The organism is Caulobacter sp. 1776, from assembly GCF_040545685.1.
Lineage (GTDB): Bacteria > Pseudomonadota > Alphaproteobacteria > Caulobacterales > Caulobacteraceae > Caulobacter.
On record NZ_JBEPMI010000002.1, the window covers coordinates 523,943 to 547,021 of the forward strand.

The following is a 23,079-nucleotide window of genomic DNA, read 5'->3' on the forward strand; positions in this document are numbered from 1 at the left end:
GGTGTTACGCCCCCTTGTCGAGCTGACGCGAGATGGCGTTCATCAGTTCAGCGACGAAACCTTCCGAGCGGGTGCCGTAACCCGAGATACGGGTCTGGAAGTAGTTGTAGAAGATAACGGCCGGGATAGCGGCGAAGAGGCCGATACCGGTGGCGAGCAGGGCTTCAGCGATACCCGGCGCGACGACGGCGAGGTTGGTCGTGTTGGTGTTCGCGATGCCGATGAACGACGTCATGATGCCGTAAACCGTACCGAACAGACCGATGAACGGACCAGCCGAACCGACCGAGGCCAGGAACACCATGCCGCCCGACAGGCGCTTGGCCAGCGAGGCCTGCACCGCGTTGATGGCGTAAGTGGCGCGAGCCAGCGTCGAGTCACGGTGCTCGCCGGCGACGGCCAGACCCGCTTGACGCGACAGTTCGACTTCCTGCGAGGCGGCGGCGGCCATGTCGGCCATCGGGTTGCCTTCGAATTCTTCCGACGAGCTGATGCGCGCGATGTCGGCGATCGAGCGAGCGCCGCGGAAGGCTTCCAGGAACTTGTCCGACTGCTTGTTCAGGCCGGCGAACTCGAAAATCTTGGTGAGCAGCAGAACCCACGAGAAGACCGAGGCCAGCAGCAGGCCGATCATGACGACCTTAACGACGGCGCCGGCGGCGAGGAACATGCCGACCGGGGTCAGCGAGTGGCCGCCCTTCTTTTCGCCTTCAGCGGCGGCGGCGTCAGCCGGCGGAGCTTCCGGAGCCGGAGCAGCGGCCGGAGCGGCGGCGGCGTCGGCGGGAGCGGCTTGCGAGGAGGCGGCGGCCGGAGCCGAGGCGTCCTGGGCGAAAGCCGGGGCGCTCACCATCAGCGCGACGGCGCCGACGAGAGCGATGAGGGGGGTCTTCCGTTTAATGTCGAGCATCTTTCGCCAGTTCCTGATTGGTCTAGCACGTTTGGACCGAGGGTCGTCGCGCGAGAGCGTCTCCACCCTAACTCTGAATAGCCCGCCTGGAGGTCGATTGCTCTCCCAACCTGGCAGACCCGCTTCGCTGCGCTCGACCCGTTACGCCCCTCGCGAGGACCAGGCCTCCAGAAGGATCGTTTCGAAGCGCGTGCGACCGATGCCCCTGTTGAGGGCTCCGGTCTTACCGCAATGTTAGAATTGCGGCTGTGGTCCTTTGGCAACCCCTTTTCGCACCGTCAAGGGGATCATGTGGGCACAAAATCGTCGTAGATGGCCCCCACACCCGGCCCCTACCGCACCGCACAAAAGGATTTTCCGGAAAAAGGGGCGGTTTTTCCCTGACAACGAGAAAAACCATGCTGCACTGCAGCAAGGCAACAAAACGCTGGTCGATGAAGAAAGGCGCCCGCTGGCTTGGCAGATGGGGCTTTCGACCGGCGGATCAAAGGCCGGCATGACGGAAAAACGACAACACGGCCGACCTGGCTTCAGGACGACCCGGAATGGGGTTCGCGCTTCCGAAAGAAGTGGTGCCTGGGGCCGGAATCGAACCAGCGACACGCGGATTTTCAATCCGCTGCTCTACCAACTGAGCTACCCAGGCATCCGGGCTTTGGCGGCCGAAACCGCTCTGGCGACCTCGCCGTTCAGCGAGGAGCCGGGTCTATAAGTGAGGCCGAACGGGAAGTCCAGCGCCCTTTTGTCATTCCCTGTTGATGTCTTCGGACAGCGGATTTTCGTCGTCCTCCTCGCCGCCAGGCACGACATAGCGACCGCTCAGCCAACGCTGAAGGTCGACGTCCGAGCAGCGCTTGGAGCAGAACGGCCGGAACGCGGTTTCGACCGGCTTGCCGCAGATGGGGCACGCTGTGCTCATGGGACGGACACCTCCAGACGATCGACGGGCCAGTCGGATTGGGATTCGATTGCGAAGCGGCGGCCAAGGCGCTCGGCCACGCCGGCGTCCAGCTCGGCCATGAAGGCCTCCGCGACGGACGGGGCGCAGCGGGCCCGAAGGCGTCCGCCGGGATCCGCCCTGCCCTCGCGCTCCAGCGCCCGGGCAAGGCGACGGGCGACGTGGCGGGGATTGGGCGCGCCATCCTTGGTCAGCAGCCGGTCGAGAATCGGTGGCGCGCGGCGCGGCACGATCATCTCCAGCGTCCCGAACTTGCTGATCGCCCCGACGCCGACGCCCGGATTGTCGGGCGCGAAGGCATTGCGGGCGGCCGTGGTCAGGGCCTGACCGTCGTGGCCGCGACCGACCAGGTCGAAGACGATGATTCCGCCCAGCCCCTTCAAGCGCAGCACGCGGGCCGCGACGCTGAGCGCCGCCATGTTGGCCTGGCGGGCGGCGCGCTTCGAATCGGTCGCCTCCCGCGCGCCCAGGTCGACGTCGACAGCCGTCAGGGCCCGCGTGACCTCGACGGCGATGTCACCGCCGCCCGGCAAAGCGAAGACGGTGGTCAGGGCGTCGTTCTCGGCCTCTTCGACGGCCAGAAGGGCCTTGTCCCCGGTCGTGGGCGATCCGGCCTTGACCAGATGACGAAGGCGCTCCTCGATCGTCTCGGCCAGCGCCAGCACGCGCGGCTCGCCCTGCCCTTCGGCGACGAAGCGAGCCACGGCGGCTTTACCCAGACGCGCGGCGGTCTTGATCTCGATCTCGACGACTCCGCCCTCGACTAGGGGCGGCATGTCGGGCCGTAGCGGCAGAAGCACGTCCTGACCGCCAGGAAGCTGCACGAAGGCCGAGGCGAACGCCTTCTCGATCTTCCTGACCCGGGCGACGCCGCGCACGCCCTCGGCGTCCAGCGGATCGTCGGTGGGCCATTCGACGAACAGGCGCTCGGGCCGGCCGTCCAGGGTCACCACCCCGACGGTTTCGCCGACGCCGGTGTAGAGAAAGGCTCTGCGCTCGCTCATGCCTGGATGTCCTTGGCGCGATACCCCAGGCCGGTCAGCAGGTTCAGGGTCTCGTAGAGCGGCAAGCCGACGACGCTGGGATACGAGCCCTGCAGGTCGGTGATGAAGCCGCCGGCCAGGCCTTGGACGCCATAGCCGCCCGCCTTGCCCTTCCATTGGCCGCTGGCGACGTAGTCATCGCGTTCGGCGTCGGACAGGCGTTTGAAGCCGACCTTGGTCTCGACCAGGCGCGACGCCTCGCGGCCGTCGGGCGCGATCAGGGTCACGCCGGTCAGCACCTTGTGGTTTCGGCCGGACAGCAGTTTCAGACAGTAAAGGACGTCGGCCTCGGTCTCGGCCTTGGGCAGGATGCGCCGGCCGACAGCCACCACCGTGTCGGCGGCCAGCACGAAGTCGCCCGCCGCCCGCGCGGCGACGGCGCGCGCCTTCTCCCGCGCCAGGCGCAAGGCATGGCGACGCGGGGTTTCGTCGCGCAGCGGGGACTCGTCGATGTCGGCGGGGTCGACCCGGTCGGGCGTAACGCCGACCTGGGCCAGCAAGTCGAGGCGCCGGGGGCTCGCGCTGGCCAGGACCAGCGACGGCTGGGCGGCCATTCGCGAAGCCATGGGCGTCCTACTTGAAGCGGTAGGTGATACGGCCCTTGGTCAGGTCGTAGGGGGTCATTTCGACCAGCACCTTGTCGCCCGCCAGCACGCGAATGCGGTTCTTGCGCATCTTGCCCGCGGTGTGGGCGATGATCTCGTGCGCGTTCTCGAGCGTCACCCGGAAGGTGGCGTTCGGCAGCAGTTCACTGACCGTACCGGGAAACTCGAGCAGTTCTTCCTTAGCCATCAGGCCTCTCAAATGGAGCGAATCGGATAGCCGCGAGGCTACGCCCGACAGGAGAGTCGGGACGAGGGCCGTCGCGGCGAGGCGCCTCTATAACGCATTCACCCCCCGAACGTCGATGGCGCGCCGAAACGTCTCTTGATCGCCTCCGCGAGGGCGTCGCGAACCTCGCGATAGGCCTCTAGCCGGGCCTCGCGCGAGCCGTCCACCAGCGTCGGATCGTGGGTCGGCCAGTACTCGATCTCGACGGCGCGATCGCGCGACAGCTCCACCGCCCGGTGCTGGGCCTCAGGGGTCAGGGATACGACGACATCGAAGCTGTCGTCCTCCAGCTCGATGAAGGTCTTGGGCCTGTGCTTCGAGACGTCCAGGCCCAGCTCGTCCATGACCACGATCACGAACGGATCGATCCCCTCCCCGGCCGGATCGTCCTTCAGCCCGCAGGAATCGACGAACGCTCTTGTTCCATAGAAGCGCTTGAACAACCCTTCGGCCATCGGCGAGCGCACACGATTGTAGTTGCAGGTGAACAGCACCGCATCAGGCAGGTCGGCCGACACGCCCTCAGCCCCGCCAGTGCAGCGCGCAGATCAGGGTGAAGAGGCGCCGGGCGGTGTCGAGGTCGGTCTTGACCTTGCCCTCCAGCCGCTCGCGCAGAAGGCTCGAGCCTTCGTTGTGCAGGCCGCGCCGGCCCATGTCCAAGGCCTCGATCTGCTGCGGCGTCGAATTGCGGATCGCCGCATAGTAGCTGTCGCAGATCAGGAAATAGTCCTTGATCACGCCCCGGAACGGCGACAGCGATAGCAGGTGCCGGCGCTCATAGCGCTCGTCCGCGGCGCCGGGCCCGGCGATGTCGAAAGCCAGGCGGTTCTCGATCAGCGACAACTTGATGTCGTAGGGGCCCGCCTGCGCCTCGGCCGGTTCGAAATAATTGCCGTCCAGGAGGTCGAAGATCGCGACCTGACGCTCCTGCTCCTGGTCGCGCGACGCGGCCGCGAGACTGTCCTCGTCGATCTCGATCGACTTGATCCTGTGGCTGGCGCGGTCGTCGGTGCTCATCTGACGCGGGAGGTTCGCGCGTCAGTCGCCGGAAGGCAACCTCATGGACGCCGACAGCGCGTGGGCGGGCAGCCCCTCGGCCTTGGCCAGGGCGACGGTGTGCGGACCCAGGACGCCGAACGAGGCCGCGTCGCACTTCACGATCGAGGTGCGCTTGATGAAGTCGTACAGCGACAGGCCCGACTGGAAGCGCGCCGCGCGGCTGGTCGGCAGCACGTGGTTCGAGCCGGCTACATAGTCGCCGATAGCCTCTGGCGTCACGCGGCCCAGGAAGATCGCCCCGGCGTGACGGACGCGGTCCGACAGACGTTCGGGGTCGTCCATCGCGAACTCGACGTGCTCCGGCGCGATCGCGTCGACCAGGGCGGGGCTCTCGGCCAGCGGGGCGATGATCACCGCGCCGTGGTCGCGCCACGAGGCGGCGGCGTCCTCGCCGGTGACCAGGGTCTTGAGGCGTTCGATCACGGCGGCCTCGACCGCCGCGGCGAACGCTTCGTCGTCGGTGATCAGGATCGACTGGGCGGCCGGGTCGTGCTCGGCCTGGCTGAGCAGGTCGGCGGCGATCCAGTCGGGATTGTTCTTGGCGTCGGCGACCACGACGATCTCCGAAGGGCCCGCCAGGGCGTCGATGCCGACCACGCCGTAGAGGCGGCGCTTGGCGGCGGTGACATAGGCGTTGCCGGGGCCGACGATCTTGTCGACCGACTGGATGGGTCCCGCCCCATAGGCCAGGGCGGCGACGGCCTGGGCCCCGCCCACGCGCCAGATCTCGGTCACGCCGGCTTCCTTGGCCGCCGCGAGCACAGCGGGTTGAAGCTTACCGGGCGGGGTGACCATGGCGATGCGGTCGACGCCGGCCACCTGGGCCGGGACAGCGTTCATCAGCACCGTCGAGGGATAGGCCGCGCGGCCGCCGGGGACGTAGACGCCCACGGCTTCCAGCGGCGTCCAGCGCCAGCCCAACTCGACCCCGGCCTCGTCGGTCCAGGCCTGGTCGGCCGGGCGCTGGCGGGCGTGATAGGCGCGGATGCGCGCGGCGGCGAAGGCGATGGCCTCGCGCACGTGGGCAGGGGTGTCGGCGGCGCCCTGCTCGATCTCCTCGGCGGTGACGCGGATGGTCTCGGCGGTCAGCTCGACCTTGTCAAAGCGGCGCGTGTAGTCGAGCACCGCGTCGATTCCCTGGGTTCGGACGGCGTCCAGCACCTCGGCGACGGCGGCGTCGACATCGGCCGGCGAGCCTCGACGCTCATCGAGGAACGCCTTGAAGGCGGCGGCGAAACCGGGGTCGGAGAAGGAGAAGCGGCGCATGGGCGCTTAAATGCGGCTTTTGCGGCGTGAGGCAAGTAAGAAAGCCTGCAAACGCCCTTACGCCTTTCCCCGCATCATCACGCCGTACACCATCGCCGCGATCGCCAGGCCCACGAACCACGCATACGTATAGAGCCCGGTCCAGAACGCGCCGACGCTCCCGAACGCATGCGGCGCGGCCGTCGCCAGGAAGCCGGGCAGATTTGGCAGCACGCCCAGCGCCAGGGCCACGATCGCGGCCGCGTTCCAGCCGCCGCGATAGGCGTAGGCGCCGTCCTTGGAATAGAGGTCATCCACCGCCAGTTGCGTCTTTCGCACCAGCCAGTAGTCGACGATCAGAATGCCGGCGATCGGTCCCAGCAGCGCGCCGTAGCCGACCAGCCAGGTGAAGATGTAGCCCTGGGTGGTCTCCAGCAGCTTCCAGGGCATGATCAGCACGCCGATGATGGCCGTGATCCAGCCGCCGGTGCGGTAACTGATCTTGCTGGGCCAAAGGGCCGAGAAGTCGTAGGCGGGCCCGACCAGGTTGGCGGCGATGTTGCAGCAGACGGTGTCGAGGCTGATGATCAAGAGGCCCACAACCACCGCGATCCCCCCGATGTCGCCGGCCAGCTGCACCGGGTCCCAGATCGCCTTGCCGAACACGATCACCGTGGCCGAGGTCGTCACCACGCTGACCAGGGCCAAGAGGCCCATCGGCGCCGGCAGGCCCACGGCTTGGCCGATGATCTGGTCGGACTGCGCCCGGGCGAAGCGCGTGAAGTCGGGAATGTTCAGGGCCAGGGTCGCCCAGAACCCGACCATGGCCGTCAGGGCCGGGGCGAAGACGCTCCAGAACTGGCCGGCCTTGGCCCCGCCTTCGACGAAGGCCGAAGGTTGGTGGAAGATGGGGCCCAGGCCGCCCGCCTTGGACACCGCCCACCAGACCATTAGCCCGCAGATCAGGATCTTGATCGGCGCGGTCCAGGTCTCCAGCTTGCGCACCGCCGTCAGCCCCTTGGTGACGAACAGCAGCTGAATGGCCCAGAAGGCGAAGAAGGCCAGCAGCTGGCCCGGACCAATGCCCACCAGCGGCAACGGCGCGCCTTCCAGCTTCCTGCCGACGATGACGCCCAGCAGGGTCAAGAGCGCGCCGCCGCCGATCCAGGTCTGGATGCCATACCAGCCGCAGGCGACGATCGCGCGCGCCACCGCGGGGATCCGCGCGCCCTTCCACCCGAAAGAGGCTCGGGCCAGCACGGCGTAGGGCACGCCCCAGCGCGCCCCGGCGTGGCCGATCAGCAGCATCGGGACCAGCACGACCAGGTTGCCCAGCAGCACGGTCAGCACCGCCTGCCCCGCCGACATGCCTTGCTCGATCAGGCCCGAGGCCAGCATGTAGGCTGGCACGCAGATGACCATGCCCAGCCACAGGGCCGCGAAGTGCCGCCAGCGCCAGGTGCGCTGCGCCTCGCTGGTCGGGGCTAGGTCCTCGTTCCACAGATCGCTGTCGGGCGCGCGCATGCGGCTCTCCGCGTGGGCGCTAGGATGTCATGAGCCCGCGCCGGCCCCCGCCGCGACGCGAGGACGGAGCTTAGGGGCGGTTGGGGGTGAGCGGCAAGGTCGCGGAACGGCGTTCGATCTGCGCCTACCTCAACGCCGCATAGGCCAGCGTCGCGAGCCCCGCGAAAAACACCAGGCTCAGCGCGACCAGCGTCGCCCGACCCCAATCGAAACAGGGCCCGCCGTGCCGGAGGACCGGCGGCTCGGGCTTGGTGATGTCGCACGCACGGAAAAACACCGACTGGGTTTCCCCAGCCGAATAGGTTGTCCTTTTGGCCATGCTGGCCTCCCTGACGAGCTCGCGCCTCTGCCGGGCGTGTGGCGTTAACCTAACACCACTCCCGTCTCGGACGAATTCGCCGGCCGATCACTACCGCGTGGGACGAATCCTGAGCGACCGACCTGCCCGTCGAAAGATCAGAAAAAAGGCGCCGCCCATGAAATGAGCAGCGCCTCACTCTCGGATCGCTGGCCGATTGGTCTCAGTCGGCGTGGCCCGGGGTTCGCGGCGTCGCCCACGGCTCCGAGACGTCGGCCAGGGCCACGTCCAGGCAGTCGACCGACACCCGCATGTCGCCGCCGCCGGCGAAAGTCAGGATAACAACGCCGGCCGGAGCTTCCTCGGCCGGCTCGAAGCCGATCGACAGCAGCTCCACGATCGCGCCCTTGGCGTCACGACGCAGGTTCCGCGCCTGGACGCCGGTGACGTCACCGAACTGCAAGGCCGAGCGCACGCGCTCTCCCGACTTGCCTTTCGCCTCCCAGCGGAAGCGGTTGCAGGCCAGGGTCAGGGTGCGGCCTTGGGCGTCCCAGCGGATGTCGCCGATCTTGGCCACGGCGTCCTGCAGGGCGGCGGACACCACGCCGAGGTCGTCAGCGTCGTGGGCCAACAGGCGAAGGGGCTTGGCGGCTTCGGCCATGCTCACAGCTCCTGCTCGCCGTCGCTGGCGATGCGACGGACCTGAGCCCCGCAGGCGCCCAGCTTCTCTTCCAGGCGCTCGAAGCCGCGATCCAGGTGATAGATGCGGCTGACCGTGGTCTCGCCCCGCGCCACTAGGCCAGCGATCACCAGACTGACCGAGGCGCGCAGATCGGTGGCCATCACCTCGGCGCCTTCCAGCTGAGCGACGCCGCGCACGCGGGCCTCGCCGCCGGAGACCGAGATGTCGGCGCCCAGGCGCATCAGCTCGGGGGCGTGCATGAAGCGGTTCTCGAAGATGGTCTCGCGGATGCGGCTTTCGCCGTTCGCGGTGGTCATCAGGGCCATGAACTGCGCCTGCAGGTCGGTGGCGAAGCCTGGGAACGGCTGGGTCTCGATGTCGACGGCGTTCAGGCGGTCGCCATTGCGGCGGATGATGCAGCCGTCAGCGGTGTGCTCGACGCCGGCGCCGGCCTCTTCCAGCTTGACCAGCAGGCTGTCGATCAGGCCCGGACGGGCGTTGGTCAGGCGGACCTCGCCGCCGGCCATGGCGGCCGCGACGGCATAGGTGCCCATCTCGATCCGGTCGGGGATCACCGCGTGGCTCGCGCCCTTCAGGCGGGCGACGCCGGTGATGGTGACGGTCGGCGTGCCGGCCCCCTGGACCTTCGCGCCCATGGCGTTCAGGCACTCCTGCAGGTCGACCAGCTCCGGCTCGCAAGCGGCGTTGTGGATCACGGTCGTCCCGTCGGCCAGCACGGCCGCCAGCATGGCGTGCTCGGTGGCGCCCACCGAGACAAACGGGAAAGTGATCTCGGCTCCCCTCAGGCCACGCGGGGCCTGGGCGTAGACATAGCCCTCGTGCAGATCGATCTTGGCGCCCAGCGCTTCCAGAGCCTGCAAGTGCAGATCCACCGGACGCGCGCCGATCGTGCAGCCGCCGGGCAGCGAGACCTTGGCCTGGCCCGAGCGGGCGACCAGCGGGCCCAGCACGTTGAACGAAGCGCGCATCTGGCGGACCAGATCGTAGGGCGCGAAGCCGCTGGTGATCTCCGGCGCGTGCAGGACGGTCTCCTGGCCGTCGACGCCGTCGCTCTCGGTGACGCTGACGCCCAGGCGCGACAAAAGCTTGCCCAGGAACCGGGTGTCGGCCAGGCGCGGCATGTTCGTCAGGCGCAGCGGCTCGTCCGTGAGCAGGCTGGCCGCCATCAGCTTGATGGCCGAGTTCTTGGCGCCGCTGACCGGGATCGTCCCGTTCAACCGCGCGCCGCCGGTGATGGCGATGCGATCCATTCAGGTCCCTCGAACGCGCGGGCGTGGGGGTCGCCGCGCGGCTCACATGTGAGGGGCGGGTTCTATCCGTTGCAAGAGGGGTTGCAAGGCCCTCTCCATCTTAAATAGCCGCTAAATCGGGGCGGACAGATCATAGGGGCGCTCGTCTTCCGGCCAGCGCAGGTCGTGGGTCGTGCTGGCCAGGTCCAGAGCCACCTGCGCCAGCTCGATCGCCTTGCGGGTCGCCGCCAGCCCATCGCGCCCGAAGGCCGCCTTCCCGCTCTCGGTGTCGAACTGGCCCTCATCGCCCGTCAACCGCACGGCCACCGCCCAGCCGTCGCCGGCGGGATTCGGAAACGGCGCGGAAAGCTCGACCACGAGCTCTGCCGCGGCTCCGTCGCGATGACTTATCCCCAACAGTTTCCGAACGACGTTATAGGGCTTCGGCGCCGCTTCGGCGGCCGTGATCGCCGGGTCTGAATCCTCGGAACGCCCACGAGCGGCGGCTTTCCGCTTACGGAGGTTGGTTCTGAGCGCCTCGGCCAGCTTGGCCTCGCGGGTCGATTTGTCATCGCTGATCGGCATGCGCCGGGGGTGCGGCGACAAAGATCGGCGGTCAAGGCCATTTTGGGCTTTGCATCCGCGATTCTCCTCGCTATACGCCCCTCCTCTTCGCCGCGGTAGCTCAGTGGTAGAGCGCATCCTTGGTAAGGCTGAGGTCCAGGGTTCGAGTCCCTGTCGTGGCACCATCGGGACCCAAAGCAGCTAAGGCTTTGGGTCCCGACCATCTCCGAAGACATCGTTATCGATCTGACCGCCGCGGACGGCGTCCGTGGTCGCGCGCTTTGCGGCGCTAGTGTCCGCCCTCGACCCAGGAAATCCCGGCGCTCCGAAAGGCCTCCGCCAGCGCTTCCTCCAAGTCGAGCGACTCCCACTGGCGCAGCGGGTTGAGATGCCAGGTCAGGTCGGGGAGCAACCGGACGCCGAAGCGGCGGACAGCGCCGCTGGCCTTGTAGCCATCCTTGTGCTGGTCGAACCGCAGGTCGGGATCGCGCGAGGTCTGACCGACATATAGTCCCCACGGGTCCGGCCGCGCCGGGTTGTGCAGCAGGATCACATAGACCGAGTGCTTGGCGCCGCGTTGGGCCCGCGTCGTGGCCTTGAAGGCCTTCGCGGCGCGAACGGCCGCCTCGATCCAGTCGGGTCCCGTGCTCTGAAGCATCCCCGGACGCTACGGATCGAGACGAGCGCCCGCATCAGAAATCGCGAACTGGGTCGGGATCGGGCGCTGGATCACACGGTTTGAGGGCCGCTGCCCGGCCACGATTCCCCCATCGCAGCGCGGGTAAAATTCATACATGAATTCCCGTTTTGTAATCACAAGGCCAATCGAGGCGGGCGACGTCGAGGTCGGTGACGCGCGAGCCGTCGACCTGTCCCTGTTCGGCTGCCCGCCCAATGCGCCTAGAGCGCGCAAGTGCTTTTAACAGCAAAATTAGCATTTACCTGTGAAGAAATTTATTGACGGAGGGACCCCGGACGCGCCACTTCGAGCGCATATAAAAACAAAAGGGGGAGTGAAACATGCGTTCGAAGCACGCGATCCTATTCGCATCGGTCAGCGCGGCCTGCCTGACCGCGGCGCCGGCCATGGCGCAACAGAGTCCATCACAAGCCACGACATCGGCCAACGCGGTCACCGAAGTCGTCGTGACCGGGTTCCGGCAGAGCTACGCCAATGAGGTCCGCACCAAGCGCACGGCCATCGAGATCACCGATGGCATCTCGTCGGACGACCTGGGCCGGATTCCGGATCTCAACATCGGCGAAGCGCTGCAGCGAGTGCCCGGCATCCAGATCAATCGCGAAGCCGAGGGCCGCGACGCGACGATCAACCTGCGCGGCCTGCCGGGCGAGTTCGCCCGCACCACGCTGAACGGCGTCGCCTTCGCCGAACCGATCCTGCAGTCCTCGACCCCACTGGGCGCGTTCCTGTCGGACGTTTTCAGCGCCGTGCGGATCGAGAAATCGCCGATGGCGCACGCCCAGGCCGGCGGCGTCAGCGGCAATATCGACCTGCAGATCCAGGGCGCGTTGTCGCGTCGCGATGGCGGCCGGCTGAAGGCCTCCTATGACCACAACGTGCTCGGCAAGCGCGGAGAGCCCAGCTTCACCCTGGGCTACAACAAGCACCTCACCGACAATTTCGCGGTGTTCGGGATCGCCGCCTTCAAGCACGAGAACTTCCGCCGGGACTCGGTGCTGTTCAACAGCTACGGCACGCTGACGACCGCGCTGACGCCGGACTTGATCACGCGCTACGCCGACTATTACGCGCCGACCGGGACCTGCACGACCACCTACGCGACCGTCGCCGGTTGCGTCGCCGTGGCTGGCGGCACGGGCAAGCTGGCCCAGACCGGGGTGCAATACGTCGCGCAGAGCCGCCAGTACACGCGCGTCAACATCGGCGACCAGTTCTCCGCCGCGGCCGGCGCCGAGTGGAAGCTGAGCGACGAACTCAAGATCGGCGTGACCGGGCTCTTCACGCGACGCGTCCAGAGCAATACGAGCCAGAACTTCAGCACGGTGAACTATTCCGGCACCGGGGCGAAGGTGACGCCCACCGGCGATCTCCATCGCGGCGCCAACGGCGCCTACTACGTACAGGACTTCGATTTCTCCGGCGCCAATCTCGTCGAGGACTCGCGGCTGTTCCCGCAGACCCAGAAGGCCTGGGGCTTCAACCCGAGCCTTGAATACAAGAACGATCGCTGGCGCCTGTCGACGATCGCGACGCTTTCCGGCGCCAACAACGCCTCGGAAGAGCAGTACGTCACCTTCAACCGGGTTCAGGTCGCCACCGGCAACGGCGTGGACGGACGCTTCTCGAGCGGCGGCGGCGACTTCTCGAAGTACCGCATGGCGTTCAACAGCACGACGCCGATGTTCAACGCCGACGGCAATCCGACCTGGATCCAGGGATCGGCGACGACCAGCAGCGCCGAGTTCACCAACTGGTACAATTCGCCGGTCGGAACCCCCAACAGGCTGCGGTTCCAGATCACCGGCATCCAGGCCTACGCCAACAGCAAGATCAAGGCGATCCAGCAGGACATCGAGCGCCAGCTCGACTTCGGGCCGCTGACGTCGGTTCAGTTCGGGGCGCGGTTCGAGCGGAACGACTACACATCCCGCGGTTCCAAGATCAACGCCGTCGGGATCCAGTCCCAGAACATCAAGGACAGCTACCGGTTGGCCAGCCCCAGCGCCGGCGACTTCTTCGGTGGCAATCTGCCGGGCATGAACCCCAACTGGCGCATCACCGACGTGAAGGAACTGTTCAAGGCCCTGCAGCCGGTCACGCCCTATAACGGCGCGCCCCTGGCCTTCAACGGCTTCAACCAGACGCTCAACGACGACGTCAACATTGGCCGGTACAACTTCGACAGCCTGACCGACATCACGTCCGGCTATGTCGAGGGCAAGTACCAGAGCACGCTGTTCTCGATTCCGGTCCGCGGATCGGTCGGCCTGCGCTACGAGCACACCGAAAAGACCATGGACACGCTCAATCGTGTCAAGACGTCGACGACCACGCTCGGCAGCCTGTCCGACTACGCCTATCGCCGGTACGAGGACAGCTACGGCCAATGGCTGCCTTCGGCGATCGCCGTCTTCGACGTGACGGACGACCTCGTCGTTCGCGCGGCCGCCTATCGCACCTATGTGCGGCCGCATCCGCGGCAGTTCTCGCCGGTCACCCTAGTCGGCACGCCCACCGAAACGAACGTCATCACCGCCACCCTCGGCAATGCCGAGCTCAAGCCCTACACGGCCACGTCGCTGGACGTGTCGCTCGAGTGGTACAATCGGCCGGGCGGCCTGGTCGCCCTCACCGTCTTCCAGAAGCGGCTGCAGAACTTCATCCAGCAGGTGAGCGGCGCCAAGGCGCTGTGCCCGGCGGATGGCGGAACCCTGGGGCTTGGCCCGCTGAGCCTGCAGGGCGATCTTTGCTATACCAGCGCGGGTCCCGACGCGAGCGGCGACCTGCAGACCGTGAACCTGACCGGCTATATCAACTCGTCGACGCCCTACACTGTGCGCGGCGCCGAGTTCAACGTGCAGCAGAACCTGGACTTCCTGCCAGGCTTCTGGAGCGGCTTTGGCGGCGCGTTCAACTACGCCTTCACGACCGTCGATGGGACCGGCCCTACCGGCGCCAAGGTGTCTCTTCCCGGGATCTCCAAGCACAACTTCAATGTCATCGGCTACTACGAGACCGACCGTTTCGGCGTGCGCCTGACCTATAACTATCGCACCGCCTACGACGTGCCGGACGCCGCCATCTTCAGCTTCGGCGGCCTCGCGCGTCGGGTGAAGCCGCGGGGTCAGCTCGACGGCTCGGCGTCGTTCAACCTGCGGAAAGGCACGAGCATCTCGGTCAGCGCCTTCAACATGACCAACGCCGTCCGACAGGAATATCAGGGCGTCGAGGCGATGGCGCGCCGGCAGGACTATGACGGCCGCACGTACCGCGTCGCGTTGAACATGAAGTTCTGATCTCCGGACAAAGCCTGGGCCACTCGCGTCGGCCGACCGGCGCGCGCGGGATGGGCCAGGCTTTGTTCCACGCCCGTGGCGCTCAAGGCCGTGTCCTGGGTTGGCCTTCCCCCGTCACCGAAGCCGAGCGGGCCAGCAGCGGAAGCGCTGCCACCGGCAGGCGCCACACGTTGCCATTGCTGTTGTCCCAGACGTTCATGCGCTCGAGGGCGTCCAGCGCCTCTCGTCGTGGTCGCGTCCGGGGCATGGGCAGGATGCGAGAACTGGTGAAGTAGAGCCAGCGGCCATCCGGGCTTACCTGCGCTTCACCGTCGTCGGCGCCCCAGTCGTCGCCCGCGTAGGTGATCGCCTGAACGGATCCCCAACCCTCCCCTGTCCGGCGAACCACGAACAGGTGCTCGTGGCCGTCCTTCAGCGCCGAGCGGGTGTTGCTGCTGAATAGCAGGTACGATTGGTCCGGCGCGATGAACGGATCGACATCGCCATCGTCAGGGCCGCTGAAGCTCAACGGTTTCGCTTGCCGGTAGCCGACGCCATCCCGCTTGGCCAAGAACAGCCGCCACTTGGGCGGTCCGCCCGCGCCGACGTCCGACATGAAGTAGAGGTCGCCATTGGCGGCGATGCTCGGCTTGAACACGCGTTGAGAGATATTGACCTCCGCCGGCAGCTCAGCGGCCGGCGACCACCCGCCCGGCGTCCGCTCGGTTCGGTACAGGTGATTGGCGAACTTCGCCGGCGCGCCGGCCGGCGTCGGGAGCGGACGGGACGAAACGAAGACGAGATAGCGTCCATCGGGCGAGAAGGTCGGTTGCTGGTCCGAGGTCGTTCCCGAAAACGACGCCAAGACCGGAGTCGACCAGCGGCCGCCCGTCCAGCGAGACTCCAGTATCCCGGTCCATTTGGAATTGGTGCGCTCGAAATAGAGCGTGCGCCCGTCGGGCGAGAAGGTCGGGGCCCCATCGTTCGCGCCCGCCGAAATCACCCCGGGCGCGAAGAGCTCCGGCGTTGGGGCGGCCGGCGCGGCGTCGGCGAACGCGAGCGCCGAGCCCGCCAACAGGCCGGCTATCATCATTATTCGCATCGAGGATTTGATCATCTCTTCCCTGCCTTGTGTCGGTCGACGGCGGTTGAATGGGTCAGGGGGAATTGCGTCAGCCACAATGGACTTGCCCATACGGCAGAGCTGTCCCAAACGGTGCGATGGTTGTCCCCACGCCGCCTCCGAGGTAGGACGTAAGGCTCCGCAGGGGCGACACACCATGCCCGAGGCCCCGATCTTGGCGACGCGCCCCTACGACAACACCTCCCGCAGCGCCGTCGTCGAAGCCAAGCGGATGAAGGCCGTCCTGGCGGCGGCTGAGTTTCTCCGGCGGGAGCCGCTGGGCTCGTTCTCGCTGGAGGCCGTGGCCCGCAGCGTGGGCGTCACCAGGCTGACGCTTTACAACCAGTTCGGCTCCCGACGCGGCCTTCTGGAGGCCGTGTTCGACCACTTGGCCGAAAAGGGAGGCCTTCATCGGCTTCAAGAAGCGCAGATCCAGCCTTCGCCGCGCGAGGGCCTCGGCCTGCTTGTCGAGATCTTCTGCGACTATTGGAGTGGCGACCTGGCCATCGGACGGCTGCACGACGCCATGGCCACCGACGCGGAATTGGCCAAGGCCTTGGGGGAGCGCCAGGAACGTCGCAGGCGGTCGATCGCCGCGCTCATCGAGCGGTTGCCGCCCGATCCGAGGGCTTCCATCGGTGCGCCCGAGACCGTTGATCTGCTGTTCGCCCTGACGAGCTACGCAATGTATCGCCAGCTGCGTGACGGACCCGCCGCGGCGGATCCTTGCGTGTTGCTCAAATGCGCTTGCCTCGACGCCATCGCGCGACTGAACCCCAGCTCCGCCAGCTCCTAGCGAACCCTCAAGCATGGCGTAAAACCGCCATGTCGGCTGTGGCTAAGGCCAGGAGGACATGAAGGGATTTCGCCGGGAGCAGGGTCGGCTGCACAAGGGCCTCCGGGACGTCCGCGCAAACCTACATTAGATATACATAAAGTATAGTCGATTTTGTTCGTGCGAGAGCTGCTTCGGCGAAGCCGGGTCGCGGACAAGGGTCTTGACGATCGTGGCCAGCCGGACCGCAGACGACCGAGCCAGCCTTGGATCCGACATCCCTTGTTGGCAACGGGTAAATTATATATACAGTCTGTATAAGCAATTCGGAGAGACGCGGCGACGCCCCTTCGGATACGGCGCAACTGCAAGTTAGGACCAATGATGTCGAAGATGCTTTTCGTGAACCTGCCGGTCTCTGACCTGGCTCGGTCGACGGCGTTCTACGAGGCGCTCGGGCTGAGCAAGAACCCGCAGTTCAGTGACGAGACGGCGTCTTGCATGGTCCTGTCCGACACCATTTTCGTCATGCTCCTGACCCACGCCAAATGGCGCACGTTCACGAGCCGCCCCATCGCGCCCGCGACGACGAGTGAAGTCATGCTCGCCCTGTCTTGCGAAAGTCGAGCCGCGGTGGACGCCATGGTCGACGCCGCCGCGACCTTCGGAGGGACCGCCGACGTCAATCCCGCGCAGGACCTAGGCTTCATGTTCAACCGCCATCTGGCCGATCCCGACGGGCATGTCTGGGAAGCGATGTGGATGGACATGTCTGGCGGCGGCGCGTCGGCCTAACCGCCGCGGGCCGCCGCTACTAGCGCGCGGACAGCATCTTCGCCGGGGCCAGGGCCGTCCGGCTGAAGCGCGCCGCGCGCACCGCGCCCTTGAAGTAGTCGACCTGGTTCATCCGCGCGCCGATCGACGCCTTGCCCGCCCCCTGAGGCTTGAAGGCGATCTCGGCCTCGCCCTGCAGGACCCCATCGACATAGCAGCGATAGGTCTTGCCGTCGTAGCTCTGGGCCACGGCGTACCAGTGTCCGATCGGGAAGACCTTGTCTGGGAAGATCAGGGTCTGCTTGTAGCCGGGGCCGGTGACGAAGGTGTCCAGCCACCAGCTATCATCCTTGACCCGGATCTCGAACAGCATGCGCGTGTTCGATGGCGGTCCCTCGGCGGGCGAGTCCTCGGCGAGATGAAACCAGCGCTGGGCGAACGCGCCGCCATCGGGGCGAAACAGGGCCTCGAAGGTGAACCGCTCGGCGCCGGCCAGCGGATGCCGATCGACGACCAGCCGGTCGTCGACGCCGTCGAACTGAACGGCCTTGCCATACGGGCTGTCGACCAGACGAGGGTCGCCGTCGACGTGGGTCGCCACGCCTCCGATCTTCGACAGCCGGTCAAAGGTCCAAGTCGTCGTCTTCGGCTTGGCCAAGGCCGGGGACGCCACGAGCGCCGCGCCCGCGGCGACCACGGCGCGGCGGTTCCAGGTATCGGTCATGGTCGAGGCTCCGCGGTTCGGATCGCGCGCCGGTCCGGCGGCGTGACGATCGGGTATTCAGCTTCAGTCGCCGGTCGTCAAAGGAGAAAACGTCGCGGCGTCGCTCGCCTCCGCGCCGCCCTTACGCCGGGCCGGCCAAACAGCGTGTCAAAAGTTTGTCGATGGACCGGCGGAAACGGCGATCTCGTGCGTCGGTCAGATATCGCAGTGCGCGACGTTGAGGGGATCGCATGGTCATGAAGCCTGTCCGGACAACCTTGTTGGGGGCCACGGCGCTGGCCGCGATCCTCGGGGCGACCGCCTTCGGAATCGCCCAAGCGGCCAACCAGGACGTGGTCGCGATCATGGGCGCCACGGTGTTCGACGGCACGGGCGCGGCGCCGCATCCGGCCAATGTCATCATCCGCGACGGTCGCATCGCCGAGGTCGGGCCGAACGTGAAGGCCCCGCGCGGCGCCAAGGTGATCGACGCCAAGGGCGAGGCCCTGCTGCCCGGCTTCTTCGACCTGCACACTCACTGGACGCCCGGCGGCGTCCCGGCCACGACGCCGCAGATCGCCACCGCCTATGTCTCGACCGGCGTCACCACGGTCAGCGACTTCAACGCCGCGCCGGAGTCGTTCGCGCCCCGCCGCCAGTGGCTGTCGACCCTGGTCGCGCCGCACGTCAACTTCGCCGCCCGCATGAGCACCCCGGGCGGCCACGGGGCCGACTGGGCCGACACGGCCACGACCAAGTGGGTCAACACGCCCGAGGCGGCCCGTGCTGCGGTCAAGGCGCTGGTCCCTTACAAGCCGGACCTGATCAAGGCCTTCACCGACGGTTGGCGCTACGGCGTCGCGCCCGACAACACCAGCATGGACGAATGGACCCTGACCGCCCTGGTTGACGAGGCCCATAAGAACGACCTGAAGGTCTTCACCCACACTGTCAGCGTGGATCGCGGCGAGGTCGCCGGCCGCGCCAAGGTCGACGTCATCACCCATAGCCTGCAGGATCGCCGCCTCGACGCCGAAGCTATCGACATCATCAAGGCGGGCGGCACGTCCGACACTCCGACCCTGGCCGTCTACGAGCCAGTGAAGCCGGGTCAACCGGCCCGCGATCCGGACGAGAGCCCGAACGTCAAACAGAGCTTCAAGAAGTTCGACAACGCTCTGCACAACGCCAAGGCGCTGCACGACGCCGGCGTGACCATCGCCCTGGGCACCGACGCGGGCATGCCGGGCACGCCGCACGGCGTCTCGACCCTGCACGAGATGGAGCTGATGGTCCGCGCGGGTCTGACCCCGACCGAGGCCTTGATGGCCGGCACGGCGTTCAGCGCCAAGGTGATCAACCTGCTCTCCGATCGCGGTACGATCGAGAAGGGCAAGCGCGCCGACCTCGTCCTGATCAAGGGCGAGCCCTGGAAGACGATCAGCGACGTGCGCAAGACCGACCGGGTGCTGATCGACGGAAAGCTGGTGTTCGGCCCTGGCGCGCCGCCGCTGACCGCCAACCAGGCCACGGCCATGCCGTCGGTTCCCGCCAAGGCCGCGATCGACGATTTCGAGCGCGCCGACGGCCGCTCCAGCCTCGACACCTTGCGCACCGACGATCCGGACGGCGGCCTCGACCGCACCGTCGAGATCAGCCAGGTGATCGCCCGCGGCGACCAGGGCCACGCCCTGTCGGTCAACGCCCGCATGTCGATGAAACCCAGACCCTATGCCGGGGTGATCATCCCGTTGACGCGCGGTTCGATCCAGCCGGTCGACGCCCGCGCCTTCAAGGGCGTGCGCTTCGAGGTGCGCGGTGACGGCGACTATTCGCTCGGCGTCAGCACCTCCGGCGGTCGCTGGTCGGCGCCGTTCGCGGCCGGCTCGGCCTGGACGACGATCGAGATTCCGTTCTCGGCCCTCAAGCCCGCCGGAGAGCGCGGCGCCAAGGGCGAATGGACCGCCTCGGACCTTACCGAGGTCGAGTTCATGGGCGGCCGCAAGGGCGGCGAGAAGCTTTGGATGGAAGTCGACAACGTCGTCTTCTTCTAAGGGCGGCGACGGTGTGTCCGGCGCGCGGCTTCAAGACCGCGCCCGGAGTGTCGCGTCCTGGGAGGGAGCGATCAGGCCGGGCTGTATTCGAGCGTAACTCCGCTCTTGGGGGGCGGAGGTTTCAAGTAGGGGACTCAAGAATGACCAACACCAGGGCGCTTCGCGCCGCCATGTTCGCCACCTCCGCGCTGTGCGTGGCCTGGGGCGGCCAAGCCGCCGCCCAGACCGCCGCCGCGCCGGCGCCGGACAGCACCGTCGAGGAAATCGTCGTCGTCGGCTCGCGCATCGAAGGCGCCAAGGCCACGGCCGCCCTGCCCGTCACCGTCGTCGACGCCAAGCAGCTGGACGCCGTGGCCGCCAGCTCGGGCGACGACCTGTTCCGCGCCATCCCGCAGATGGGCGACGTGAACTACAACTCGAGCTACCTGCCCGGCAGCAGCAACTCGGCGCGCGGCGACATCGGTTCGGTCAATCTGCGTAACCTCGGCTCGGGCAACACCCTGGTGCTGCTGAACGGCCGCCGCGTGGTCGCCCACCCGACCAGCCAGGCCGACGGCACCAGCCTGGTCCCCACCATCACCTACAACACCAACGCCATCCCGACCTCGGGCCTGAAGCGCCTGGAGGTCCTGCGCGACGGCGCCGCCGCCATCTACGGCACCGACGCCGTGGCCGGCGTGGTCAACACCGTGCTGAAGGACAATTTCGACGGCGTGGACGTCGAGGCCCAGTACGGCGCCGCCAAGGGCACGCACCTTCGCGAGTACGAGTTCACTGGCCTGTTCGGGCACAATTTCGAACGCGGCAACCTGACCGCCTTCGTCAGCTACGACAAGCGGACCGCCCTGCGCACGTCCGACCAGATCTACACGGCCTCGGCCGACAAGCGCGTCCTGTTCACCGGCACGCGCTTCGACGGCGCCGCGTCGCTGGACGGTCGCGGCACGGTGACGCCGTGGGGCAGCTTCACGGCCGCCTCGGCCGTCCGGGTGGGAACCAGCCTGATCACGAGCTCGGCCGGCGCCTTCCACATCCAGCCGACCAGCAACCCCGGCAGCCTGGCCAGCGTCGGCGCGGGCATCAGCATCGACGACGGCGCGGCGGCCACTTCGGGCGAGGACCGCAACCTGCGCTACGACGCGGCCGCCAGCGACCTGACGGTCATGCCGGCTTTGAAGCGCCTGAACGTCTTCGTGACCGGCGATTACGAGATCACCGAAAACATCACCGCCTTCGGCGAAGCGGGCGTCTATCACGCCAAGACCCGGGCGTTCCAATCTCCGGTGACGACCACCTCGGCCCAGGTGCTGACCGCTCCGGCGTCCAACTACTGGAACCCCTTCGGTCCGACGACCTTCGCCAGCGGCGCGGCCAACCCCAACCGTCTGGCGGGCACGACCGCGCCGGCCGCCGGTCTGGCCGTGACCCTGAACAGCTATGACTTCGTGGATGCGGGCAAGCAGCAGGTCGACGTCACCAACGATCAGACCCGTTTCCTGGCTGGCTTGCGCGGCGAGGCCCTGGGCTGGAAATGGGAGTCGGCGCTGCTGTACTCGCACGCCCGGGTCCAGGACGTCTCCGACGGCATCAGCGCCACGGCGCTGCAGAAGCAATTGGCCCTGTCGACGCCCGACGCCTACAACCCCTTCAACGGCGGCGCGGTCGACAATCCCAGCGTCGGCGACGCCACGCCCAGCAGCAAGGCGGCGATCGACGCCATCCGCATCAAGTCCAAGCGCGACAGCACCAGCTCGCTGTCCTCGTGGGACTTCCGGGTTTCGAAAGCCGACCTGTTCGCCCTGCCCGGCGGCGACGTCGGCGTGGCGGCCGGCGTCGAATGGCGCCGTGAGACGCAGCAGGACGACCGCGACGCCCATGTCGACGGCACGATCACCTACACCAACGCGGTCACCGGGCTCGTCTATGGCAGCGACCTGATCGGCACCAGCCCGTCGCCCGACACCAAGGGCTCGCGCAAGGTCAGCTCGGCCTATGTCGAGTTCGCCGTGCCGGTGATCTCGCCGGAGATGGGCATCCCGCTGGTTCGCAGCGTCGAAGTCCAGCTGGCCGGCCGCGCCGAGAAATACAGCGACGTCGGCTCGGTGGCCAAGCCCAAGGTCGCCGTGGCCTGGGACCTGGTCGACGGCTTCCGCGTTCGCGGCTCGTGGGCCCAAGGCTTCAAGGCGCCCAATCTCGAGCAGATCAACGCCACCACCGTCACCCGCGCCAACACCCGCACCGACTACGTGCGCTGCGAGGCCGACCTGCGCGCCGGCCGGATCACCAGCTTCAGCAACTGCACCCGCACGCTCAGCGTCCAGGCCCAGCGCTCGGGCAATCCCGACCTGAAGCCGGAAGACTCGGAGACCATGGGCTTCGGCTTCGTGTTCGAGCCGAAGTTCATCCCGTCCGACTTCGGCTCGTTCACATTCACCGCCGACTACTGGCGCGTGAAGCAGAAGGGCATCGTGGGCCTGTTCGGCGAGGGCAACGCCCTGATCCTGGACTATCTGCAACGCGTCGGCGGCGGGTCGAACGCCAACGTCGTCCGCGCCAACCCGACGGCCGACGACATCGCCGCGTTCGCCGGCACGGGCCTGACCCCCGTCGGCACGGTGCTCTACGTCAAGGACCAGTACGTCAACACCCTGCCGCAGGAAGCGCGCGGCGTGGACATCGGCGTGATGTGGCGCAAGCACGGCACGCGGTTCGGTGACTTCGACGTCTCGGTCAACGGCGCCCATCTGATCAAGTTCTACCAGCAGCCGTCGCCGCAGATCGCGGCGCTGATGGCGGCGCGGGCGGACGGCAAGATCAACGCCGGCACCACGATCACCGGCGGCGGCAGCTATATCCGCTCGAACGGCAGGCCGGACTGGAAGTGGACCGCCTCGGCCACCTGGACCCTCGAGCAATTCTCGATCGGCGCGTTCACCCAGTACATCTCGGATGTCGACGACACCGGCCTGATCGACTCGGCCGGCGCGCCGTGGGTCATCGATTCCCAGGTCACGGCCAACGTCTACGGTCAGTACGCCTTCACCAAGGGCTGGGCGGCCAACACCCGCCTGAAGCTGGGCGTGCGCAACCTGACCAACGAGGCGCCGCCGCTGTCGTCGAACGGCTATCTCGGCTCGCTGTACCAGCCCTATGGTCGCTACGTTTACGCCAGCATCCGCAAGAGCTTCTAACCGCCTACCGCGCTCCCCTCCGGGGGAGCGCGGACCTGCCTCGCCCGCAACCTACGCCACGCGCTGATCGCGTGGGACAACACGCCGCAACCTGGGCGATAACGCCGATTAACCATCGGC

Annotated in this window: 21 protein-coding genes and 2 tRNA genes; 6 read left to right on the forward strand and 17 right to left on the reverse strand. The window is 67.3% G+C overall.

Features of this window, described 5'->3' with window-relative positions; genetic code table 11:
• Positions 1–4: 4 nt before the first annotated feature.
• From ABIC66_RS07855 to ABIC66_RS07920, 14 genes are all read right to left on the reverse strand, one after another.
• A complete protein-coding gene (locus tag ABIC66_RS07855) occupies positions 5–907 on the reverse strand; it encodes a MotA/TolQ/ExbB proton channel family protein (protein ID WP_354069155.1) in 903 nt (300 codons plus the stop codon).
• Positions 908–1,477: 570 nt separating this feature from the next.
• A tRNA-Phe gene (locus ABIC66_RS07860) sits at positions 1,478–1,553 on the reverse strand.
• 99 nt (positions 1,554–1,652) lie between these two features.
• On the reverse strand, positions 1,653–1,826 hold the full coding sequence (locus tag ABIC66_RS07865; RefSeq protein WP_354069157.1) for a DNA gyrase inhibitor YacG: 174 nt from the start codon (positions 1,824–1,826) through the stop codon (positions 1,653–1,655).
• Positions 1,823–2,869, reverse strand: a complete 1,047-nt coding sequence (locus ABIC66_RS07870; protein ID WP_354069159.1) for a ribonuclease E/G — start codon at positions 2,867–2,869, stop codon at positions 1,823–1,825. The genes ABIC66_RS07865 and ABIC66_RS07870 overlap by 4 nt, the downstream gene beginning before the upstream one ends.
• The gene (locus ABIC66_RS07875) at positions 2,866–3,474 is read right to left on the reverse strand and encodes a Maf family nucleotide pyrophosphatase (RefSeq protein WP_354069161.1); all 609 of its coding nucleotides are present in this window, start codon (positions 3,472–3,474) and stop codon (positions 2,866–2,868) included. The genes ABIC66_RS07870 and ABIC66_RS07875 overlap by 4 nt, the downstream gene beginning before the upstream one ends.
• A 7-nt stretch (positions 3,475–3,481) precedes the next feature.
• Positions 3,482–3,700, reverse strand: a complete 219-nt coding sequence (gene infA / locus ABIC66_RS07880) for a translation initiation factor IF-1 (protein ID WP_035044427.1) — start codon at positions 3,698–3,700, stop codon at positions 3,482–3,484.
• 98 nt (positions 3,701–3,798) lie between these two features.
• Positions 3,799–4,257 (reverse strand): arsenate reductase/protein-tyrosine-phosphatase family protein, encoded by a 459-nt coding sequence (locus ABIC66_RS07885; RefSeq protein ID WP_354069163.1) that lies wholly within the window; start codon positions 4,255–4,257, stop codon positions 3,799–3,801.
• 4 nt (positions 4,258–4,261) lie between these two features.
• A complete protein-coding gene (locus tag ABIC66_RS07890) occupies positions 4,262–4,756 on the reverse strand; it encodes a UPF0262 family protein (RefSeq protein WP_354069165.1) in 495 nt (164 codons plus the stop codon).
• A 21-nt stretch (positions 4,757–4,777) separates the two neighbouring features.
• Positions 4,778–6,064 carry a histidinol dehydrogenase gene (gene hisD / locus ABIC66_RS07895; RefSeq protein ID WP_354069166.1) on the reverse strand — a complete coding sequence of 429 codons (1,287 nt, stop codon included), beginning with the start codon at positions 6,062–6,064 and terminating at the stop codon, positions 4,778–4,780.
• Between the two features lie 57 nt (positions 6,065–6,121).
• The gene (locus ABIC66_RS07900) at positions 6,122–7,567 is read right to left on the reverse strand and encodes an NCS1 family nucleobase:cation symporter-1 (RefSeq protein ID WP_354069168.1); all 1,446 of its coding nucleotides are present in this window, start codon (positions 7,565–7,567) and stop codon (positions 6,122–6,124) included.
• 124 nt (positions 7,568–7,691) lie between these two features.
• Positions 7,692–7,886 carry a hypothetical protein gene (locus tag ABIC66_RS07905; RefSeq protein WP_354069169.1) on the reverse strand — a complete coding sequence of 65 codons (195 nt, stop codon included), beginning with the start codon at positions 7,884–7,886 and terminating at the stop codon, positions 7,692–7,694.
• Positions 7,887–8,088: 202 nt separating this feature from the next.
• Complete coding sequence (locus ABIC66_RS07910; RefSeq protein WP_354069171.1) at positions 8,089–8,526, reverse strand: DUF2948 family protein; 438 nt, start codon at positions 8,524–8,526, stop codon at positions 8,089–8,091.
• A 2-nt stretch (positions 8,527–8,528) separates the two neighbouring features.
• On the reverse strand, positions 8,529–9,818 hold the full coding sequence (murA, locus tag ABIC66_RS07915) for a UDP-N-acetylglucosamine 1-carboxyvinyltransferase (RefSeq protein ID WP_354069173.1): 1,290 nt from the start codon (positions 9,816–9,818) through the stop codon (positions 8,529–8,531).
• A gap of 111 nt (positions 9,819–9,929) precedes the next feature.
• Positions 9,930–10,175 carry a hypothetical protein gene (locus ABIC66_RS07920; protein ID WP_354069174.1) on the reverse strand — a complete coding sequence of 82 codons (246 nt, stop codon included), beginning with the start codon at positions 10,173–10,175 and terminating at the stop codon, positions 9,930–9,932.
• A gap of 296 nt (positions 10,176–10,471) precedes the next feature.
• On the opposite strand from ABIC66_RS07920, the gene ABIC66_RS07925 reads away from it, so the two are divergent.
• Positions 10,472–10,546 (forward strand) — tRNA-Thr (locus ABIC66_RS07925).
• Between the two features lie 104 nt (positions 10,547–10,650).
• Here the strand turns inward: ABIC66_RS07925 and ABIC66_RS07930 are convergent.
• Complete coding sequence (locus ABIC66_RS07930) at positions 10,651–11,019, reverse strand: hypothetical protein (RefSeq protein WP_354069175.1); 369 nt, start codon at positions 11,017–11,019, stop codon at positions 10,651–10,653.
• Between the two features lie 362 nt (positions 11,020–11,381).
• On the opposite strand from ABIC66_RS07930, the gene ABIC66_RS07935 reads away from it, so the two are divergent.
• Positions 11,382–14,360, forward strand: coding sequence for a TonB-dependent receptor (locus ABIC66_RS07935; RefSeq protein WP_354069176.1), 2,979 nt, complete (start codon positions 11,382–11,384; stop codon positions 14,358–14,360).
• Positions 14,361–14,442: 82 nt separating this feature from the next.
• On the opposite strand, the gene ABIC66_RS07940 is transcribed toward ABIC66_RS07935, so the two are convergent.
• A complete protein-coding gene (locus ABIC66_RS07940; protein ID WP_354069178.1) occupies positions 14,443–15,456 on the reverse strand; it encodes a TolB family protein in 1,014 nt (337 codons plus the stop codon).
• A 238-nt stretch (positions 15,457–15,694) separates the two neighbouring features.
• Here ABIC66_RS07940 and ABIC66_RS07945 point away from each other — a divergent pair, with 238 nt between their 5' ends.
• On the forward strand, positions 15,695–16,258 hold the full coding sequence (locus ABIC66_RS07945; protein ID WP_354069179.1) for a TetR/AcrR family transcriptional regulator: 564 nt from the start codon (positions 15,695–15,697) through the stop codon (positions 16,256–16,258).
• A gap of 372 nt (positions 16,259–16,630) precedes the next feature.
• A complete protein-coding gene (locus tag ABIC66_RS07950; protein WP_354069393.1) occupies positions 16,631–17,032 on the forward strand; it encodes a VOC family protein in 402 nt (133 codons plus the stop codon).
• A gap of 19 nt (positions 17,033–17,051) precedes the next feature.
• On the opposite strand, the gene ABIC66_RS07955 is transcribed toward ABIC66_RS07950, so the two are convergent.
• The gene (locus ABIC66_RS07955; RefSeq protein WP_354069181.1) at positions 17,052–17,735 is read right to left on the reverse strand and encodes a LamG-like jellyroll fold domain-containing protein; all 684 of its coding nucleotides are present in this window, start codon (positions 17,733–17,735) and stop codon (positions 17,052–17,054) included.
• A 236-nt stretch (positions 17,736–17,971) separates the two neighbouring features.
• Here ABIC66_RS07955 and ABIC66_RS07960 point away from each other — a divergent pair, with 236 nt between their 5' ends.
• Positions 17,972–19,768 carry an amidohydrolase family protein gene (locus tag ABIC66_RS07960; protein ID WP_354069182.1) on the forward strand — a complete coding sequence of 599 codons (1,797 nt, stop codon included), beginning with the start codon at positions 17,972–17,974 and terminating at the stop codon, positions 19,766–19,768.
• A 140-nt stretch (positions 19,769–19,908) separates the two neighbouring features.
• Positions 19,909–22,959, forward strand: a complete 3,051-nt coding sequence (locus tag ABIC66_RS07965) for a TonB-dependent receptor plug domain-containing protein (protein ID WP_354069184.1) — start codon at positions 19,909–19,911, stop codon at positions 22,957–22,959.
• Positions 22,960–23,079 lie beyond the last annotated feature (120 nt).

Bases quoted from the DNA above. Each gene is read 5' to 3' on its own strand.
- ABIC66_RS07855 (WP_354069155.1), bottom strand. From the start codon at position 907: ATGCTCGACATTAAACGGAAGACCCCCCTCATCGCTCTCGTCGGCGCC.
- ABIC66_RS07865 (WP_354069157.1), bottom strand. From the start codon at position 1,826: ATGAGCACAGCGTGCCCCATCTGCGGCAAGCCGGTCGAAACCGCGTTC.
- ABIC66_RS07870 (WP_354069159.1), bottom strand. From the start codon at position 2,869: ATGAGCGAGCGCAGAGCCTTTCTCTACACCGGCGTCGGCGAAACCGTC.
- ABIC66_RS07875 (WP_354069161.1), bottom strand. From the start codon at position 3,474: ATGGCTTCGCGAATGGCCGCCCAGCCGTCGCTGGTCCTGGCCAGCGCG.
- infA (WP_035044427.1), bottom strand. From the start codon at position 3,700: ATGGCTAAGGAAGAACTGCTCGAGTTTCCCGGTACGGTCAGTGAACTG.
- ABIC66_RS07890 (WP_354069165.1), bottom strand. From the start codon at position 4,756: ATGAGCACCGACGACCGCGCCAGCCACAGGATCAAGTCGATCGAGATC.
- hisD (WP_354069166.1), bottom strand. From the start codon at position 6,064: ATGCGCCGCTTCTCCTTCTCCGACCCCGGTTTCGCCGCCGCCTTCAAG.
- ABIC66_RS07900 (WP_354069168.1), bottom strand. From the start codon at position 7,567: ATGCGCGCGCCCGACAGCGATCTGTGGAACGAGGACCTAGCCCCGACC.
- ABIC66_RS07905 (WP_354069169.1), bottom strand. From the start codon at position 7,886: ATGGCCAAAAGGACAACCTATTCGGCTGGGGAAACCCAGTCGGTGTTT.
- ABIC66_RS07910 (WP_354069171.1), bottom strand. From the start codon at position 8,526: ATGGCCGAAGCCGCCAAGCCCCTTCGCCTGTTGGCCCACGACGCTGAC.
- murA (WP_354069173.1), bottom strand. From the start codon at position 9,818: ATGGATCGCATCGCCATCACCGGCGGCGCGCGGTTGAACGGGACGATC.
- ABIC66_RS07930 (WP_354069175.1), bottom strand. From the start codon at position 11,019: ATGCTTCAGAGCACGGGACCCGACTGGATCGAGGCGGCCGTTCGCGCC.
- ABIC66_RS07935 (WP_354069176.1), top strand. From the start codon at position 11,382: ATGCGTTCGAAGCACGCGATCCTATTCGCATCGGTCAGCGCGGCCTGC.
- ABIC66_RS07940 (WP_354069178.1), bottom strand. From the start codon at position 15,456: ATGATCAAATCCTCGATGCGAATAATGATGATAGCCGGCCTGTTGGCG.
- ABIC66_RS07945 (WP_354069179.1), top strand. From the start codon at position 15,695: ATGAAGGCCGTCCTGGCGGCGGCTGAGTTTCTCCGGCGGGAGCCGCTG.
- ABIC66_RS07950 (WP_354069393.1), top strand. From the start codon at position 16,631: ATGCTTTTCGTGAACCTGCCGGTCTCTGACCTGGCTCGGTCGACGGCG.
- ABIC66_RS07955 (WP_354069181.1), bottom strand. From the start codon at position 17,735: ATGACCGATACCTGGAACCGCCGCGCCGTGGTCGCCGCGGGCGCGGCG.
- ABIC66_RS07960 (WP_354069182.1), top strand. From the start codon at position 17,972: ATGAAGCCTGTCCGGACAACCTTGTTGGGGGCCACGGCGCTGGCCGCG.
- ABIC66_RS07965 (WP_354069184.1), top strand. From the start codon at position 19,909: ATGACCAACACCAGGGCGCTTCGCGCCGCCATGTTCGCCACCTCCGCG.